16 protein-coding genes are annotated in these 15,844 nt (G+C 72.9%); 2 read left to right on the top strand and 14 right to left on the bottom strand.

The features are described 5' to 3' along the window. Together GA0070216_RS25810 and GA0070216_RS25805 are read right to left on the bottom strand one after the other, a co-directional pair. The coding region (locus GA0070216_RS25810; RefSeq protein ID WP_091251340.1) for a hypothetical protein at positions 1 to 475 on the bottom strand (475 nt) is incomplete at its 3' end. A 559-nt stretch (positions 476 to 1,034) separates the two neighbouring features. Then, entirely contained in the window at positions 1,035 to 1,346 is a 312-nt protein-coding gene (locus tag GA0070216_RS25805) for a MazG-like family protein (protein WP_091251338.1), read from the bottom strand. Between the two features lie 383 nt (positions 1,347 to 1,729). Between GA0070216_RS25805 and GA0070216_RS36680 the strand changes: the two genes are divergently transcribed. Then, complete coding sequence (locus GA0070216_RS36680) at positions 1,730 to 2,005, top strand: hypothetical protein (protein ID WP_245722728.1); 276 nt, start codon at positions 1,730 to 1,732, stop codon at positions 2,003 to 2,005. Here the strand turns inward: GA0070216_RS36680 and GA0070216_RS25795 are convergent. From GA0070216_RS25795 to GA0070216_RS25780, 4 genes are all read right to left on the bottom strand, one after another. Then, complete coding sequence (locus GA0070216_RS25795; RefSeq protein ID WP_091251337.1) at positions 1,956 to 2,588, bottom strand: hypothetical protein; 633 nt, start codon at positions 2,586 to 2,588, stop codon at positions 1,956 to 1,958. The two genes, GA0070216_RS36680 and GA0070216_RS25795, sit on opposite strands and share 50 nt — an antisense overlap. A 12-nt stretch (positions 2,589 to 2,600) precedes the next feature. Next, complete coding sequence (locus tag GA0070216_RS25790) at positions 2,601 to 4,307, bottom strand: DUF4012 domain-containing protein (protein WP_245722727.1); 1,707 nt, start codon at positions 4,305 to 4,307, stop codon at positions 2,601 to 2,603. 195 nt (positions 4,308 to 4,502) lie between these two features. Beyond that, the gene (locus GA0070216_RS25785; protein ID WP_091251333.1) at positions 4,503 to 5,714 is read right to left on the bottom strand and encodes a glycosyltransferase family 4 protein; all 1,212 of its coding nucleotides are present in this window, start codon (positions 5,712 to 5,714) and stop codon (positions 4,503 to 4,505) included. A gap of 223 nt (positions 5,715 to 5,937) precedes the next feature. Further along, entirely contained in the window at positions 5,938 to 7,395 is a 1,458-nt protein-coding gene (locus tag GA0070216_RS25780) for a tyrosine-protein kinase domain-containing protein (protein ID WP_091251331.1), read from the bottom strand. Between the two features lie 188 nt (positions 7,396 to 7,583). Here GA0070216_RS25780 and GA0070216_RS25775 point away from each other — a divergent pair, with 188 nt between their 5' ends. Further along, complete coding sequence (locus tag GA0070216_RS25775; protein ID WP_091251328.1) at positions 7,584 to 9,461, top strand: nucleoside-diphosphate sugar epimerase/dehydratase; 1,878 nt, start codon at positions 7,584 to 7,586, stop codon at positions 9,459 to 9,461. Between the two features lie 78 nt (positions 9,462 to 9,539). Here the strand turns inward: GA0070216_RS25775 and GA0070216_RS25770 are convergent, their stop codons facing one another. From GA0070216_RS25770 to egtA, 8 genes are all read right to left on the bottom strand, one after another. Then, positions 9,540 to 9,743 carry a hypothetical protein gene (locus tag GA0070216_RS25770; RefSeq protein WP_091251325.1) on the bottom strand — a complete coding sequence of 68 codons (204 nt, stop codon included), beginning with the start codon at positions 9,741 to 9,743 and terminating at the stop codon, positions 9,540 to 9,542. Then, positions 9,740 to 10,174: a hypothetical protein gene (locus GA0070216_RS35770; RefSeq protein ID WP_245722726.1), complete on the bottom strand. Its 435-nt coding sequence runs from the start codon at positions 10,172 to 10,174 to the stop codon at positions 9,740 to 9,742. The genes GA0070216_RS25770 and GA0070216_RS35770 overlap by 4 nt, the downstream gene beginning before the upstream one ends. Beyond that, the gene (locus tag GA0070216_RS25760; protein WP_091251404.1) at positions 10,171 to 10,554 is read right to left on the bottom strand and encodes a DUF1622 domain-containing protein; all 384 of its coding nucleotides are present in this window, start codon (positions 10,552 to 10,554) and stop codon (positions 10,171 to 10,173) included. The genes GA0070216_RS35770 and GA0070216_RS25760 overlap by 4 nt, the downstream gene beginning before the upstream one ends. A 72-nt stretch (positions 10,555 to 10,626) precedes the next feature. Then, positions 10,627 to 11,214 (bottom strand): TMEM165/GDT1 family protein, encoded by a 588-nt coding sequence (locus GA0070216_RS25755; protein WP_091251323.1) that lies wholly within the window; start codon positions 11,212 to 11,214, stop codon positions 10,627 to 10,629. 286 nt (positions 11,215 to 11,500) lie between these two features. Then, positions 11,501 to 12,472, bottom strand: coding sequence for an L-histidine N(alpha)-methyltransferase (egtD, locus tag GA0070216_RS25750; RefSeq protein ID WP_091251320.1), 972 nt, complete (start codon positions 12,470 to 12,472; stop codon positions 11,501 to 11,503). Positions 12,473 to 12,514: 42 nt separating this feature from the next. Then, positions 12,515 to 13,255 (bottom strand): ergothioneine biosynthesis protein EgtC, encoded by a 741-nt coding sequence (egtC, locus tag GA0070216_RS25745; protein WP_091251317.1) that lies wholly within the window; start codon positions 13,253 to 13,255, stop codon positions 12,515 to 12,517. 16 nt (positions 13,256 to 13,271) lie between these two features. Continuing rightward, a complete protein-coding gene (gene egtB / locus GA0070216_RS25740; RefSeq protein WP_091251314.1) occupies positions 13,272 to 14,609 on the bottom strand; it encodes an ergothioneine biosynthesis protein EgtB in 1,338 nt (445 codons plus the stop codon). Beyond that, a complete protein-coding gene (gene egtA, locus GA0070216_RS25735) occupies positions 14,606 to 15,841 on the bottom strand; it encodes an ergothioneine biosynthesis glutamate--cysteine ligase EgtA (RefSeq protein ID WP_091251312.1) in 1,236 nt (411 codons plus the stop codon). The genes egtB and egtA overlap by 4 nt, the downstream gene beginning before the upstream one ends. Positions 15,842 to 15,844 lie beyond the last annotated feature (3 nt).

Below are 15,844 nucleotides of genomic sequence, written 5' to 3'. Positions count from 1 at the left end.
AGCCGTCGACCTGCTTGAGGCCCTTGAGGAACGCCATCGTGGCGTACTCGGGGTCGGTGATCTGCTCCACGGTGCCCCAACCGGACGACGGGCGCTGCTGGAACAGGCCCTGCGAGTCGTGGTCGTTACGGTCACCCAGGTGACCGAGGTTCTCCAGCTTCGACTCCTGCAACGCGGTGGCGATGGAGACCACGGCGGCCCGCTCGTCCAGGCCCGACTTCTTGGTCGCGACGATGATCGCCTTGACGTTGCCGGTCTGCTCGTCGTTCAGGTCGATGCGGGACTGGTCGCCCTGCACGCCGTGCGGGATCAGCTTGCCCTTGTCCACCGCCGGCTTGTCGGCCTGGACGGTCACGGCGACCGGGCGGGTGTCGGTGGTGGCGTGGGCGTGGGTGGCGGGGCCGGCGAGGATGCCGCCGGTGAAGGCGAGGCCGGCGATGCCGAGAGCGGTCTTACGCAGGATGGTGGTGTTCATGGGGGTGGCTCCTTCGGGGGGTTGACGCCCTTGTCCCGACCGGGGGGTCGGGGTGCCTGTCGGGGGGACAGGCTCGGAGGGCGTGGGCACCACGTCGGGGCGCTCAATACGGGGAAAGAGATCGGGTGTTCTCCGGCGATGTTGGCCGGTCCTGCCACTGTCGCGGGGCCGCGTTGGGCGAGGTTGCCGCAGGCCGGGGGGCCGCTCGGGCCGGGGTCAGGTGTAACGACCGGCGTCCCGGGGCCATTCCACGGAGGTGCGGACCGTATCCCGGGGCGCGGCCGGAGGGCTCGCGGCACCGGACCAGGTGTAACGACCTTCGGCCCACCATCATTCCGCCGGTGGCGAAGACACAATGCCGGGGGCGGAGGCGAGCGCGGCGGACCGGGTGGCCGGTCGGTACGCTGCTGCGGTCGTACGCAGGGTGTAACGCCTCCGGGCCGGCCCGGATTCCGGCCCGGGGGTGCCGCCGGTCACGGCGACCGGGGGCGGACCGGACGACGCCGGACAATCGACGCGCACCCCACGACACCGAACCGCCCATCGGGTGCCGAAGGCGTCACTGGGCGATCCGGGACTCGACCTTCGCCGCGCACGCGGTCACCACCGAGCGGGCGTCCAGACCCAGACTCTCGATGGCGACCAGCGCGGTGAACACCACGTCGGCCAGCTCGGCGGCCACCTCTTCGTGACTGTGCGTCACGCCCTTGCGGGGGTTCTGGCCGAGCACACCGATCCACGCCCCGGCCGCCTCGCCGGCCTCCTCGGTGAGTTTGAGGATTCGGCAGGTCAGCTCGGTCTGGTCGGTGCCGTTGGCGGCGTCCAGCCAGGCGCGGGCGGACCGGGCGGCGTTCCAGATCAACTCGTCCACCCCTCCAGTGAACCGGACGGGGGTGACGATCCGTATCCGGGGGCGGTCGGTGGCGCACACCGACGACGGTGTGGCGACGAGGCCGCACCGGGACCGGAAGGCACGTGACCGCCCATGGCGGAGGCCGTCGAGTCGGTGTTCACCCGACCGACGTCCCGGCCGGGACGTCGGCGTCGGCGGCCGGGAGATCGGCTACCTGTTCGGCCAGTACAAACGAATCACCAACCGGTACGAGTCGGGCGTGCTGACCGGCAAGGGCCTGTCGTACCGGGAGGTGCCCTGCGACCTGGCCCTGCCGTGCGCGACGCAGAACGAGATCGGCGGCGTGGAGGCCGCGGCGCCGGGTCGCCGGCGGCGGTGTCGCGGTGGTCGAGGGGGCGAACATGCCGACCACCCCGGAGGCGGTACACGTCCTCGGCCGGGCCGGGCCGGGCCGGGCCGGGGTGGGGTGGGGTGGGGTGGGGTGGGGTGGGGTGAAGTTCGCGCCGGGCAAGGCGGCCGATGCCGGCGGGATGGCGGTGAGCGCGTTGGACCGCAACGCGCACCGACGGCAGGTGCCCGCCGGACCGATGGTCCGACGGGCACCTGTGCGTACCGGTGTGATCCGGGTCAGCGGGTCATGCCGAACCGCTGGCGACGACGCCAGCCGAAGGCGGTGAGCATCAGCACCACACCGACGCCGACCAGCACGCCGCCAACCTTCAGCGGCGTGCCCAGGTTGTCACCGGTCACCGGCAGGTGCGGCTTCCTCTTCGGCAGCACGGTGATCGTCGTGCTGGCCGTACGGCCCGAGGTGCGCCCGGTCGCGGTGAAGGTGATCCGCCCGATGTCGCTCGGCCGGTAGCTCACGGTGAAGTTACCGTTCGCGTCGGTCTGCGCCGTGAAGTGCCGCGGCGCGGGCTGCGGCTGCGAATAGTCGACCTTCACCATGGCGACGGTGGTGCCGTCGCTGCGCCGGGCCGGCGCCTGCCCCGGAACGGCCGCGGCGAGGGGCGCCACGGTGACGTCGATGTCGACGATCTCGTTCGGTCCGAAGCCGGTGCCGGTGAGGACCACCGTCTCGCCGATGGTGATCGTCGTCGGGTTGGCCGTCAGCGACGGCGTGGCGGGCGGATAGTCCGGTGGCGGCTGCGGGGTGCTGGTGGTGGCGGGTGGCTGCGGCTGAGCAGCCCCCGCGGCGGTCGGCACGGCCACGATGGCCAGACCGACCGTCAGCGCCATGAGAATGCGGGATAGCCGCATGATGGTCTCCTCCTACTGTTTGCAGCTAGGTGCGGGAACTACTTGGGTGGTCCATGGGGTGGCGGTCGGTGTGTGCCAGATTTCGGGGATGCCGGTGGTGTTCCTGCCGGTCAGCAGGTCCACGTCGAGGGTTCGGGTGGCCCCCGGGGCGACGTCGACGGTGGCGATGACGACCTGCCGACGACGCTCGATCCCGCTGCCCAGCGGGGTCGGTTTGCCGTCCAGACGGGCGCCGAGCACCGTCCCGCCGGCCGGGCTGTAGATGGAGATCAGGGTCCGGGCGGTGTACGGGTCGCCGGCCTTGCCGAGGCCGAGCACCGACTTGGTGAGACCCGAGTCGGGGGCCGAGGAGTGCAGGGTGAACCGCAGCCGGAGCTGCCGCCGCCCCTCGTCGGCGCAGTCGCCGACGGTGAGGGTCGCCGCCGGCCGCAGGTAGTAGCCGAGCTTGGCGCCGCTGCCGTCGTTGAGGAAGACCCCGACGGTCGGTGCGGACTCCTGTTCAGGGAGCGCACCGGCGAGCCGGGTGTCGGCGAACGTCCGCTGTTCCGTGGATCGGGCACTCCAGAACAGTATCCGCCTTTCCGTGATGGAGCGGTCTAAAGCCGACAAAAGCACTCTTGGGTTGACCTTCTTCGTGAGGAAGGCGTCGAAGACGGCGGACGCGGACGCGGCGAAGAAGGCGTCCTGCCCGTTGTCGTCCCGCCCCTGGTAGGCGTCGCTGAGCAGGGTGCGCACCACCTGGCTGCTGACCAGGGTGGCGTCGCCCGGCACCGACACCGGCCCGGTGGCCTGGAGCAGGTAGGACAGCATCACCGGGTCGACCGTCAGGACCCCGTCGACGGTCACGCCGCTGTGCCGTCGGTACATCTCCCGGTAGAGCTTCGCCGCGGTCGGGAAGTGCGGCGTGAGGTTGACGTCGGCCGGATAGATGCCCGGCAGGTCGGTGTAGATCCGGCGTACCTCGTCGTCGACCCGCAGCGCCGGGGTGAAGCGACCGAGCTGGGCGCTGGTCCCCTGCTCGCGCATCCGGATCCGCCCGTCGTCGGCGTGGATCACCGCGTACGCGCCGAACATGCCACCGGTGGCGCGCAGTTCGGCGAGGTTCTGCGACAGCAGCAGGTAACTGCGCGGCCCGTCCGCCCCGAGCAGGGCGGGCAGCACCCGGGCGCCCCGGTCGGCCGCCCCGGTCAGCCCGGCCAGTCGGTCGATCTCCGTACGCAACTGCGCCAACGCCGTGCCGAGCTGGCTGACCAGGTCCTCGGCGGGCACCGCATCGAGACCGGCCCGGGACCTGCGGACGGCGGCGTCCGCCGCGGTCAGGTCCGCCGAGGCGGCCCGCAGCCGGGCCAGGTCCAGCCGCCCCTCGGTCGGCACCAGCGTGGTCAGGTCGGTGCGCAGCAACGCCGGGAACGCCTGCCGGGCCAGGTCGTCGATGGCCACCGCGATGGTGCGGACGGCCGCCACGTCGTCGCCGGCGTACGGGACGTGCCGGGCGAGCCCCCAGCCGGGATCGCCGGTGGCGGTCCTGGCCGCGCCGGCCTGCTCCTGCAACGCCGCCAGCGTGCGCTGGGCACGGTCGAGGTCACCGCCCAGCACCTGGGTGCTCAGCTCCCGGGCGAGCCCGGCCGCGTTGACCAGGTGGGCACGCGCCTGCCAGCCGCGGAACCCCACCCAGCCGGCCGCGCCGAACAGCACCGACCCGACGACCAACCCGATCAACAGGGCCCGCCGGATTCGCCGCCGGGTCCGCCTCCGCAGTCTTCGTCGGCCGCTGCGCGACCCGCCGCTCTCCCCCACGCCGTACTCCGCTCTCGCCTCGGGCGATATGACCATTAGTGAGTTTTCTAGCATGATTGACAGCACTCTGAGGTCATTACGGGCCTTTAAGGGGTCAACGCCCGGGGCATCCGCTCGTCAGTGGCCGGCCGCGATCTCCCCCAGCAGCGCCTCGATCCGGTCCACCCCGGCCCGCAACGACATCTCCCGCAGGTACGTCTCCCGCCCCCGCCGACCCATCTCGACCCGTGCCGGCGGCGGGATCGTGGTGGCCAGCCAGAACCGGTCGGCCAGCGCGGCCCAGTCCTCGGGCGGGCAGGACAGCCCGGCCCGGGCCCGCTCCACCAGGGCCGCGGTGTCACCACCGGCGGAGGCCACCATCGGGGCGGCGCAGGCCAGCGCGGACTGCACCTTGCTCGGCACCGTCCCGTGCAGCTCGGGAAGGTCGCGCAGGGTCACCAGCTGGTAGTCGGCGGCGGCGTACAGCTCGGGCATGTCCAGCGGGGACCGCCGCGCGAGGAAGCGGACGTTGTCGGCACCCAACTCGGTGGCGAGCCCCCGGACCCGCCGTTCCTGCGCCCCGGAGCCGACCAGCACCAGATCCATCCGGTCGTCGAGCGCCGCCGCCGCCCGTACCGCGGTCTCCAGGCCCTGGCGTACGCCGATCGTGCCGGCGTGCATCACCACGCAGCGGGCGTCCCGGCGCACCAGCGCCCAGGCGTCCCGCCCGGGGCGCACCGGTTGGAAGATCCGCTCGTCGGTCCAGTTGAGCACCGTGCGCACCCGCGCCTCGGCCACCCCCTCGGCGACCACCAGGTCCCGCATGGACGGGGCGGTCACCGCCACCGCGTCGGCCTCGCGCAGCACCCGTCGCATGGTGCTGGCGATCCGGCCGGGCCGGTCCTGCGCGGCCTCCCCCGGGGCGACCTCCCCGGTCCAGAGATCCTGCACGTGCAGGACGGTGGGCACCCGGCCGAGCAGCCGCAGCAACCCGGCGGCGGCGAAGGTGGTCGCGGGGAACTGGAAGACGTACAGCACGTCGACGTCGGCCAGGTAGCGCCGGCCCGCCAGCGCGGCACTGCCGGCGAAGGAGAGATAGCCGGCCATCCGGGCGGCGGGCGAGGCGTCCCCGCCGGCATAGCGGGGCACCCGGCGCACCGTCAACCGCTCGCTGTGGGTCAGGTGCCGCCAACGCTGCCGCCAACCCGGATAGACCTGGCCACCGGGATAGTCCGGAAAGCCGGTCAGCACCCGCACCTCGTGTCCGCGCCGGGCCAACTCCTCGGCGAGGCTGCCGGGGATGAACGCCGGTTCCGGCGGGAAGTGGTACGACAGGATCCCGACCTTCATCGCCGCGCTCCCCCGCCCGAGGTCGTCCCCACCCGTGCCGGGCGGTGACCGCGGCGCATCCTGCGCGTACCGCCGATGCCGGGTCGTCCGCCGGCCGGCCGGCGCACGCGCTCGTCGGCCCGCGCCGGGGGGCGGCGGCGAACCGCCGCCCCCGACGCGGAGGATCCGCGTGCTGCCGTCGCCGGCCCGCCCGAGGGCGGCACGGCCGGACCCGGAGCTGCGCTCATCGCGGCAGCCGGGTGAGTTCCTGCGTCCGGTCGCCGACGGGGGGCAGTCCCTGGTCGCCGCGCTGGGCGGCGGTGGCACGGTCGGCCGGGACCGACGGCCCCGCAGTGGTGGCGATCCGGTACGCCTCGTACTGGTAGGCGTCCGCGCGGGCCACCTTGGCCATGTTGAGCACGCAACCGAGCAGCCGCACCGACACGGAGTGCAGCGAGCGGGCCGCCGCGGCGGCCTGGGCGCGTGAGGTGCGCCCCTGCTGGGTGACCAGCAACGCGCCGTCGGCCTGCACGGCGACCACCACGCCGTCGGTGACGGCCAGCAGTGGCGCGGTGTCGATCACCACGATGTCGGCGGACTCGCGGAGGGAGAGCAGCAGGTCCGCCATCGCCTTCGAACCCAGCAGTTCGCTGGGATTCGGCGGGGTCGACCCGCTGGGCAGCACCAGCAGCGACTTGTCGCCCCAGCGCTGCACCACGTCGCCGACCTGGACGTCGCCGACGAGCACGTCGGTCAGGCCCACGCCGCCGTCGACCCCGAGGTAGTCGGCGACCTTGGGGCGACGTAGGTCGGCGTCGACCAGCAACACCCGCCAACCCGCCTCGGCCAGCGCGATCGCCAGGTTGCAGGACAGGGTCGTCTTCCCCTCCCCCTGCAACGCACTGGTCACCGCGATCACCCGGGCGGGCTCGTGCACGTCCACGAAACGCAGGTTGGTCCGCAACTTCCGGACCGCCTCCGCGCGGGCCGAGGTCGCCGCCTCCCCCACGATCAACGGCGCCGCCTTGGCACCCGGATCGAAGGGGATGTCGCCGAGCAGCGGGCTACCGGTGGCCCGTTGCAGGCCGGCGGCGTCGCGCAGCCGCACGTCGACCATGCCGCGCAGCACGGCGAGCGCCACGCCGAGCAGAAGTCCGACCAGGACCCCGAGGGCGAGGTTGCGATTGGGCTGCGGGGAGACCGGGCTGGAGCTGACCCGGGGGCCACCGACCACCTCGATCCGGGTGGGCCCGGCCTTGCCGTCCGAGGTGGTCTCGATCTTCTTGACCAGCTCGACGAACTTCGCCGACAGGGCCTCGGTGACCTTCATGGCCCGGGCCTGGTCGGTGTCGGTGACGGTGGCGCGGAGCAGCACGGTGCCCGGTTCGGTCGAGGTGGCGACCTGCCGCTGGACGTCGTCGGCGGTCAGGCCGAGGGAGGTCTCCGCGACCATGGCCTGCGCCAGACGGTCACTGCGTAGCAGGTCGGCGTAGGACTTCACGCGCTGCTGGAGGAAGAGTTCGCCCTGGTAGGCGTTGCTGACGCCCTGGTTGGGGGCGGTGACGAAGAAGGTCACCGAGGCCACGTAGCGGGGTGCCGTACGGACCGTGACCAACGCCGCCGAGCCGACCGTGAGCATCAGCGTGACCAGGACGATCCACCAGTGTCGGCGGACCAGGCGCAGGCAGGTGCGGACGTCCATCACACCCTCCGTTCCGGCGGAACGACCAGCTGGTGAAAAAGCACGAAGTCTCCCTAGGTTCCTATAAGCGCATGAGAGTGTCTAAACCCATCAAGTAGCCCGTTAGGCAGTAAAAACAACGTATACGATGCAAACCTCTCCGCAGTGCCGAATCCTCGCAATAACGAAACAAAACGCAGAGGACGCCAATGAGCCACGTAGACCCCCTGCCCGACGACGACCCCCTCCAGCGGCGCGATTGGGTCACCCGACGCGCGAAGGCCCTGTCCTTGCTAACGCTCGACACCGCTTCCTGGTGCGCGGGCTTCCTGATCGCCTCCTGGGCCCGCTACGAGTTCGGCATCACGCCCCGGCAGTGCGGGCTCGCCCTCGGGGCCGCCGGCGTGTGCGCGGTCATCCACGCGGCGTTCGAACAGGTACGGTTCACCGCCCGTGGCCGGCATCCGGTCGGCAGCGTCGGCGAGGCCCGCGACCTGGGTGGGACGGTGGTGCTGGCCGCCGCCGTGGCGCTGGCCGCGCTGCTACCGATGACCGAACGACCGATCCCGGCCAGCGTGCCGGTCCTCGGTGCCGCCGTCGCGCTGCTGCTGATGGGGGCCGGCCGGGTCACCTACCGGTGGCGACGCGACCGGGACGCCCGACCGGCCCGCTCGGCCGACCGGACCCTCATCTACGGGGTCGACGCGGCCAGCGAACGCCTGGCCCGGGTGCTGCTCGGCGACCCGACCAGCGGATACCTGCCGGTGGGGCTGCTCGACGACGACCCCGACAAACAGGGGCTACGGGTGGCCGGGCTCCGCGTACTCGGCGGCCGGAAACAGTTGGTCCAGGCGGTCCGGGACACCCGGGCCGGCACGGTGATCTTCTCGATCAACGGCTCGGACGCGGCGTTGATGCGCGACGTCCGCAGTCGCACCCTGCAGGCCGGTGCCGCGTTCAAGGTCCTCCCGCCCGTACGGGAACTGCTGGACCGCCCGGTCACCGCCGATGCCGTACGCGACCTGCAACTCACCGACCTGCTCGGCCGGGCCCAACGGGTGGCCGAACTGACCGTGGAGCGCAACGGGCTGGCCGGACGCCGGGTCCTGGTCACCGGGGCCGGTGGCTCGATCGGCTCGGAGCTGTGCCGGCAGATCGCCCGCTGTGATCCCGGTGAGCTGATGATGCTGGACCGGGACGAGTCCGCGTTGCACGCACTGCAGATGTCCCTGCACGGCCGGGCGCTGCTGGACGGGCCGGAGCTGATCCTCGCCGACATCCGCGACGGTGCCGGCATCGCCCGGGTGATCGCCGACCGGCGGCCCGACATCGTCTTCCACGCCGCCGCCCTCAAGCACCTCACGCTGCTGCAACGGCATCCGGGCGAGGCGGTCAAGACCAACATCCAGGGCACCCTGAACGTGCTGGAGGCGTGCCGCGACGTCGCCGAGTTCGTGAACATCTCCACCGACAAGGCGGCCAACCCGGTCAGCGTGCTCGGCTACTCCAAGCGGATCACCGAGCGGCTGATGGCGCACTACGCCGACCGGTACGGCGCGGCGTTCCTCAGCGTCCGCTTCGGTAACGTGCTCAGCAGCCGCGGTTCGGTGCTCACCGCCTTCCAGGCCCAGGTCCGGGCCGGACTCCCGATCACCGTGACCCACCCGGACGTGACCCGGTACTTCATGACCGTGCAGGAGGCGGTGCACCTGGTGCTCCAGGCCGCCGTGCTGGGCCGGGGCGGCGAGGCGTTGGTGCTGGACATGGGCGAGCCGGTCCGCATCGCCGAGGTGGCCCAGCGGTTGGCCGCCGAGGCGTCCCCGCCGCCCGAGATCGTCTACACCGGCCTGCGCCCCGGGGAGAAGTTGCACGAGGACCTGTTCGGCGTCGACGAGATCGACAGCCGTCCGCTGCACCCGCTCATCTCCCACGTACGGGTGCCCGCGCTGGCCCCGGCGGAGCTGACCGGACTCGACCCGTACGGCGACCCGGAAGAGTTGATCAAGCAGTTGGCGGCGTGCTGCGACGACGACATCGCCCGGCTCGGCGACGCCGCCCGGCTCTCGACGCTGCCCTCACCCCGCTGAGCCCACCGTCCGCCTGAGCCCACCGTCCGCCCGGTGCCGTCCCACAGGTGGGGCCGCCGGGCGGACGGTGGTGACCGGTCAACGACATCGGTGCGCCGCGCGGTCCCGCTCGTCCGGTTCGGTCTCCTCCAGCGCCTCGACGACCGGCTCGGTCAGGTCGTCGCCCGGCACCGCGACCGCCTCGGCCAGGTCCTGTTCGTCGGGGCGACCGCCCGCCGGGGGCTGCGGGGCGGTGGCCCCGCCCGCGAAGCCGTACTCGTTCGGCTCGTCGTGCCGGCTCATAGGGGAATCCTTCCCGTCACATCCGGTTCGTGCCCTGCTGACCCCCGGTGGGGGCGTGATCGGCTTACCCACCCCCGGGGGCCGGTAGTCAGCGACGGGTCGGTGGTCGGTGCCGGGTCGGTGGTCGGTGCCGGGTCGGTGCTCGGTGCCGGGTCGGTGCTCGGTGCCGGGTCGGTGCTCGGTGCCGGCGGGGATGACGGCGTGCCCAGGCCGGCCCAGAGCAGCCGGCGCAGCGCGATGACCGCCGCCGCCGTCGCCAGCGCCGGCCAGCTCCGCCCGCCCAGCAGCCGGAGCAGACCGGCGGCGACCAGCAGTTCGAGCAGCACCTGCAGGGCGGACCGCCAGGACCGGACGGTCAGCAGCACCACCCCACCGACACCGAGGGCGAGCGCGCTCACCACGGTGGCGAGGAGGACCGCGACGCCGCTCATCCGGGCGACCCGCCGCGCCCGCTCCCGGTCGGCAGGCCGGGGTGTGCGCGACCACCGGCGTCCGCGTCGGCGCGCACCTGCCGCTGCTCCTGGACGATCTCCCGGCGGAGGACGACGTTCAGCGCGGTCCGGATGGTGGCGATCGCGGCCAGCTGACCGAGCTGGGCGAAGGTCGGTGACACCGCGGTACGCAGGATGTCCGCCGCCAACTGGAACTCCAGGCCGAGGGTGAGGAACCGGCCGAGGGAGAGTCGGATCGGGGTGAACACGGCGGCGCTGCGGTGCCGCAGCCCCTCGACCACGAACCGCAGCGCCGCCCAGAGCGCGCCGACGACGATCACCGTCGCGCCGAGGGTCTCCACCACCCCCACCACGACCATGTCGCCGTCGCGCAGCAACTCGTCCACCCTCACCGGGAGGCGTTACCCGCCCCCGGATCAGCTAGTCGGTCGTCAGGACAGCTCCCGTACCGCCTCCAGGATCAGCCACAGGCCGCAGATGGCGAAGAGCACCGCCGCGCCGTACCGGATGGTCCGCTCCGGCAGGTGGCGGCCGAGCAGCCGGCCGACCAGGATCGCCAGGGCGTCGGCGGCCACCATGCCGAGGGTCGAGCCGAGCCAGGTGCCGAACCAGCCGTACTTGGTGGCCAGGGTGATGGTGGCGAGCATCGTCTTGTCGCCCAGCTCGGCCAGGAAGAACGCGACACCGACGGCGAAGATGGCGGACTTGCCGGTCTTCTCCGCCTTGCGCTTCTCCTCGTCGGTGAGCTTGTCCCCGCGCAGCGTCCAGGCGCCGAAGCCGAGGAACGCCAGGCCGGCGACCAGGGAGATCCATTCGGTGGGCAACGCGGCGTTCAGGCCGACCCCGATGGCCACCGACGCCAGGTGCACGATCGCGGTGGCGACGGTGATGCCGATCAGCACCGGGACCGTCTTGAACCGGGTGGCGAACGTGAGCGCCATGAGCTGGGATTTGTCCCCCAGCTCGGCGACGAAGATGACGCCGAAGCTGACCACCAGCGCGACGAGGAAACCGTCCATGAGAACCTTCCCGATCAGGCCGGGAGGAGGTGTGGGGCGCCCTCGACCCGGCTGTGACAGCCTGAGTCGAAGGTCTCGCCCGCCTCACCGTGAGGTGGGGCCGCGTGGCCGGGTGCGGAACACACCAGTATGTCGACCACGACATTGGGGGCTACTCCCCTTCGCGCCCGCCAGACTAGCCGATCCTCCCGCCCGCCGGGGTGGCCGGGTGCCCCTCGTCGACCATCCGTCGGCGGCGCGGGCCGGGCTGCTCCGGGCTGGCGTCACCCGGAACAGCCGGCGCGGGTCAGGCCGCCTGGGCCAGCGTCACCCCGAACAGGCCGTCCGGGTCGGTCCAGAACTGCGTCGGCCGGAAGCCGGCCGCCGTCAGCTCCGCCGCGATTCCCGCTGGCCGGAACTTCGCCGACACCTCCGTGCGCAACTCCTCGTCGGCGGCGAAGTCGACCGTCAGATCGAGCGCACCGACCCGTACCCGCATGGGCCGGCGGGCCCGCAGCCGCATCTCGATCCACTCCTGTTCGGGGTCCCAGCGGGCCACATGGGCGAACGCGTCCGGATCGAAGTCGGCGTCCAACTCCCGGTTGATCACCCGGAGCACGTTGCGGTTGAACTCGGCGGTCACCCCGGCCGCGTCGTCGTAGGCCGGCACGGTCACCGCCGGGTCCTTGACCAGGTCGGTGCCGATCAGCAGGTGATCGCCCGGTTCCAGGGCCGCCCGCATGGCGGCCAGGAAGCCGGCCCGCTCGGCCGGCAGCAGATTGCCAATGGTGCCGCCCAGGAAGACCACCAGCCGCCCGCCACCGGTCGGCAGCCGGTCCAGGTGACGGGTGAAGTCACCGACGATGCCGCGGACCCGCAGCGCCGGGTAGTCGGTGGCGATCTGCGCGGTGGACTGCCGCAGCGCGCTCACCGACACGTCCAGCGGCACGAAGGTGCCCAGCCCGCCGTGCCGGGTGAACGCGTCCAGCAGCAGCCGGGTCTTCTCCGACGAACCCGAGCCCAGCTCGATCAGCGTCTTCGCCCCGGTCGACGCGGCCACGTCGGCCGCCCGCTCGGCGAGCACCGCCCGTTCCGCCCGGGTCGGGTAGTACTCCGGCAGTCGGGTGATCTCCTCGAACAACTCACTGCCCCGGGCGTCGTAGAACCACTTCGGTGGCAGCCACTTCGGGTCGGCGGCCAGGCCGGTCCGCACATCGGACCGCAGGGCCCGGTCGAGGTCCCGCTCCTGCAGATAGATCTCCAGCGGTTCCGCGCTCATCAGATGTCCTCTCCTGCACCGCAATCGTCCAGTTCCACCCGGTCACCCCAGCTCGCCGAGGTGCACCCCGTCCGTCCCCGCCCGCACCCACCGCCGGTCGGGCACCTGCTGCCACTCGGGTGCGTCGTCCACCGGCTCGGAGGCCAACAGCACCGCGTCGCCGGTGACGCGCACCGACAACGCGTGGTCCCACACGCTCGCCACCACCGACACCCCGTCGGTGAGCAGCAGGTTCAACCGTGATCCCGGGGCCACAGCGGCGACCTCCCGCACCGTCGTGGTGACCGCCTCCACCGCCGACGCGCCGGCCCGCAACCGGTGCCGTACCAGCGCCCACAGCAATGCCGAGTCGGTCGGCGCGTCGAGGGTGACCAGGTCCCGCACCGGCAGCCCGCCGGCCAGCGCGGCGATCGAGTCCGGCCAGCCGCGCACCACCCCGTTGTGGCTGAACAGCCACCGCCCCTCGGCGAAGGGCGCGGCGGCGCTCTCCTGCACCGGCATGCCGACCGTCGCGGAGCGCACCGCCGCCAGCACCGCGCCGGAGAGGGTCACCCCGGCCAACTCGGGCAGGGTCGGATCGGACCAGATCGGGCCGGACCGCCGGTACCGCACCGGGTTCCCGGTGCCGGGATACCAGCCGACGCCGAAGCCGTCGGCGTTGACCGTCCCGCCGCCGCGCATGTCCCGGGGCGCCCAGGACTGCCGCACCAGCGAGTGCGGCGGGTCGTACAGCAGCGTCCGCAGGGTCACCGGGGGGCCGAGGTACGCCAGGTGCCGGCACATCAGGCGGGGCCGCCGATCACCCGTGGACCTCCTCGGGCCGGGCGTCACGGGCACAGCGGAAGCCGCTGAAGATCTGCCGCCGGATCGGGTGGTCCCAGTTGCGGAAGGTGCCCCGGCAGGCCGACCGGTCGGTGCCGAACGAGCCACCGCGCAGCACCCGGTAGTCGCCGCCGAAGAACACCTCCGAATACTCCCGGTAGGGGAACACCGCGAACCCGGGATGGCCGTGGAAGGGGCTGGCCGTCCACTCCCAGACGTCGCCGATCAACTGGTGCACACCGAGCGGCGAGGCACCTGCCGGGTAGGCCCCGACCGGCGCCGGCCACAGGTGCCGCTGCCCCAGGTTGGCGTGCTCGGCGGTCGGCTCGTCGTCGCCCCACGGCCAGCGCCGGGACCGACCGGTCGCCGGGTCCCAGCGGGCCGCCTTCTCCCACTCCGCCTCGGTGGGCAACCGCTTGCCGGCCCAGCGCGCGTACGCCTGCGCCTCGTGCCAGCAGACGTGCACCACCGGCTCGTCGTCGCGTACCGGCGACCACCGCCCGAACCGCTGACAGGCCCAGCCGTCACCGTCTCGTCGCCAGTGCATCGGCGCGGTCAGCCCGGCCTCGGTGCGGTGTCGCCAGCCGGCCGCGCTCCACCAGCGCGGGTCGTCGTACCCGCCGTCGGCGAGGAACTCCCGGTACGCGCCGTTGGTCACCGGCGCGGCGTCGATGACGTACGCGGGCAGCTCGACGGGGTGGGCCGGCCGTTCGTTGTCCAACGCCCAGGGATCGGTCGAGGTGCCCATGGTGAACGGTCCCGCCGGCACCAGCACCTCGGCGGCGACCCTGATCCGGGGCTCGGGGGGCGGGGGCGCCTCGAGCACCGGTGGGCCGGACCGCAGTTGGTGGGTGGCGAGCATGGTCTCGTCGTGCTGCTGCTCGTGCTGCACGATCATGCCGAAGACGAACCCGTCGGCGACCAGCGCCCGGTCGGTGAACCGGATCCCGTCGAGCAGGTCGTGCACCTTGTCGCGGACGGTCGCCACGTAGGCCCGTGCCTCGGCCGGGGGCAGCAGCGGCAACGCCGGCCGGTCCTTACGGGGCTGCTTGAAGGCGTCGTACAGGTCGTCGATGTCCTGCCGGACGGGCGTCCGTCCGCCGACGTCGCGGACCAGCCAGAGTTCCTCCTGGTTGCCCACGTGGGCGAGGTCCCACACCAGAGGCGACATCAGCGTCGAGTGCTGACGGATCAGGTCGTCGTCGTCGACGGCGGTGGTGAGCGCGTCGGTGCGGGCCCGGGTCCGGGCCAGCTCGACGGCGATCCGGCTGCGCAGTGCCTCGGTCCCCGTGTCCGGTTCTTCGGTGGTGGTCACCGGTTCCCCCTCTCCGCGGCGACGATCCGTCGGCGGATCCCGCGGTCGATCTCGTCATGGGTCTCGGACGGCAGGTCCAGGGCCGGCAACGTCTGCCGGGCCAGGTCGAGCAGGGTTGCGGCGGCCGCGGCCAGGGGCGGGTCGGCCAGTCCGTGCCGGGCGGCGGCGTGCCAGCGGTCGGCCACCGGCGTGGCGATCGTCCGGGCCGCCCGGACCGTCCGGTCGTCGTGCAGCAGCGCGGTCAGCACGGCCAGGGGGATGGTCCAGTCCCGGCCGGGCTGGGTGTCGAGGTAACGGACCTCCAGGTAGCCGCGCGGGCGTACCGGCGGGAAGAGGGTGCTGACGTGGTAGTCCAGGTCGTCGGTGGTGGGCGGGTGCGGCAGCGCCCCGGCGATCCAGTCGGCGAAGGTGACCCCCGGCGGTGGCGTCCAGTCCGGGCCGTCGTGCCGCAGGCAGAGCAGCGGCGCGGCCAGCACGTACTCGATCCAGGCGGCGACCGGATCCTGGTCCGGCTGCTGCGCCGACCAGACCGGCCCGGTGCGGGCCGGATCGATGTCCAGCCAGGCGGCCATCCGGGCGGACGCCCATCCGGTGCGCCGGCCGGCGTGCCGGTCGGCGGTGGCGAAGGCCGCTACCAGTGGCGGCCCCACCGCGTGCACTGCCGCCCAGCGGTCGGCCAGCCCGGCCGGTGCACCGACGTCGAGGCAGATCTGGAGGCCGGCGGTGCTGTACATCATGGTCTGCCCGGCCGGGCCGCGGCGGTCGAAGACGCACCGCATCGCGCGGTAGCGCGGGGTGTCGACCACCGGGCGCGGGGCCCGCCACGGGTCGATGCCCGTCCGCCCGAGCACCAGCCCGGCGCGGGCGAGCAGCGCGTCGAGTTCGTCGATGTCGGCCTGGGTGGCCGAGACCAGCGCGGCGACCGAGGATCGCGGCGCGGTGGACACCTCCACCTGGCCACCCGGCTCGACGGTCACGGTGCTGCCGTGCCGGAGGGGGTGGGCGGGGCTGGTGTCGTCCAGGGTGGGCGGGCTGTGGGGCCCGAGTGCCGCTCGGAGCCGCGCCCGGTCCAACGGTCGGGCGGGGTCGGCGGCGTCGTGGACGGTCCATTCCAGTTCGACGCCGGTGAGGGTGGGTGGCCCGGTCTTGAAGCAGATCCGGGCGAGGTGGCCGGCGGCGCCAGCGACCTCGCCGAGCACGCTGGTCCGGTCCAGTTCCGGCGATGTCACCACGAG

It is taken from the genome of Micromonospora matsumotoense, from assembly GCF_900091525.1.
GTDB classification, from domain to species: Bacteria; Actinomycetota; Actinomycetes; order Mycobacteriales; family Micromonosporaceae; genus Micromonospora; species Micromonospora matsumotoensis.
This window is presented reverse-complemented; position numbering and strand designations above follow the sequence as displayed.

What these genes read in the sequence shown, in the direction of transcription:
- GA0070216_RS36680 (WP_245722728.1), top strand. Translation starts at nt 1,730, where the DNA reads ATGCCGACCACCCCGGAGGCGGTACACGTCCTCGGCCGGGCCGGGCCG.
- GA0070216_RS25795 (WP_091251337.1), bottom strand. Translation starts at nt 2,588, where the DNA reads ATGCGGCTATCCCGCATTCTCATGGCGCTGACGGTCGGTCTGGCCATC.
- GA0070216_RS25785 (WP_091251333.1), bottom strand. Translation starts at nt 5,714, where the DNA reads ATGAAGGTCGGGATCCTGTCGTACCACTTCCCGCCGGAACCGGCGTTC.
- GA0070216_RS25780 (WP_091251331.1), bottom strand. Translation starts at nt 7,395, where the DNA reads ATGGACGTCCGCACCTGCCTGCGCCTGGTCCGCCGACACTGGTGGATC.
- GA0070216_RS25775 (WP_091251328.1), top strand. Translation starts at nt 7,584, where the DNA reads ATGAGCCACGTAGACCCCCTGCCCGACGACGACCCCCTCCAGCGGCGC.
- GA0070216_RS25770 (WP_091251325.1), bottom strand. Translation starts at nt 9,743, where the DNA reads ATGAGCCGGCACGACGAGCCGAACGAGTACGGCTTCGCGGGCGGGGCC.
- GA0070216_RS35770 (WP_245722726.1), bottom strand. Translation starts at nt 10,174, where the DNA reads ATGAGCGGCGTCGCGGTCCTCCTCGCCACCGTGGTGAGCGCGCTCGCC.
- GA0070216_RS25760 (WP_091251404.1), bottom strand. Translation starts at nt 10,554, where the DNA reads ATGGTCGTGGTGGGGGTGGTGGAGACCCTCGGCGCGACGGTGATCGTC.
- GA0070216_RS25755 (WP_091251323.1), bottom strand. Translation starts at nt 11,214, where the DNA reads ATGGACGGTTTCCTCGTCGCGCTGGTGGTCAGCTTCGGCGTCATCTTC.
- egtD (WP_091251320.1), bottom strand. Translation starts at nt 12,472, where the DNA reads ATGAGCGCGGAACCGCTGGAGATCTATCTGCAGGAGCGGGACCTCGAC.
- egtC (WP_091251317.1), bottom strand. Translation starts at nt 13,255, where the DNA reads ATGTGCCGGCACCTGGCGTACCTCGGCCCCCCGGTGACCCTGCGGACG.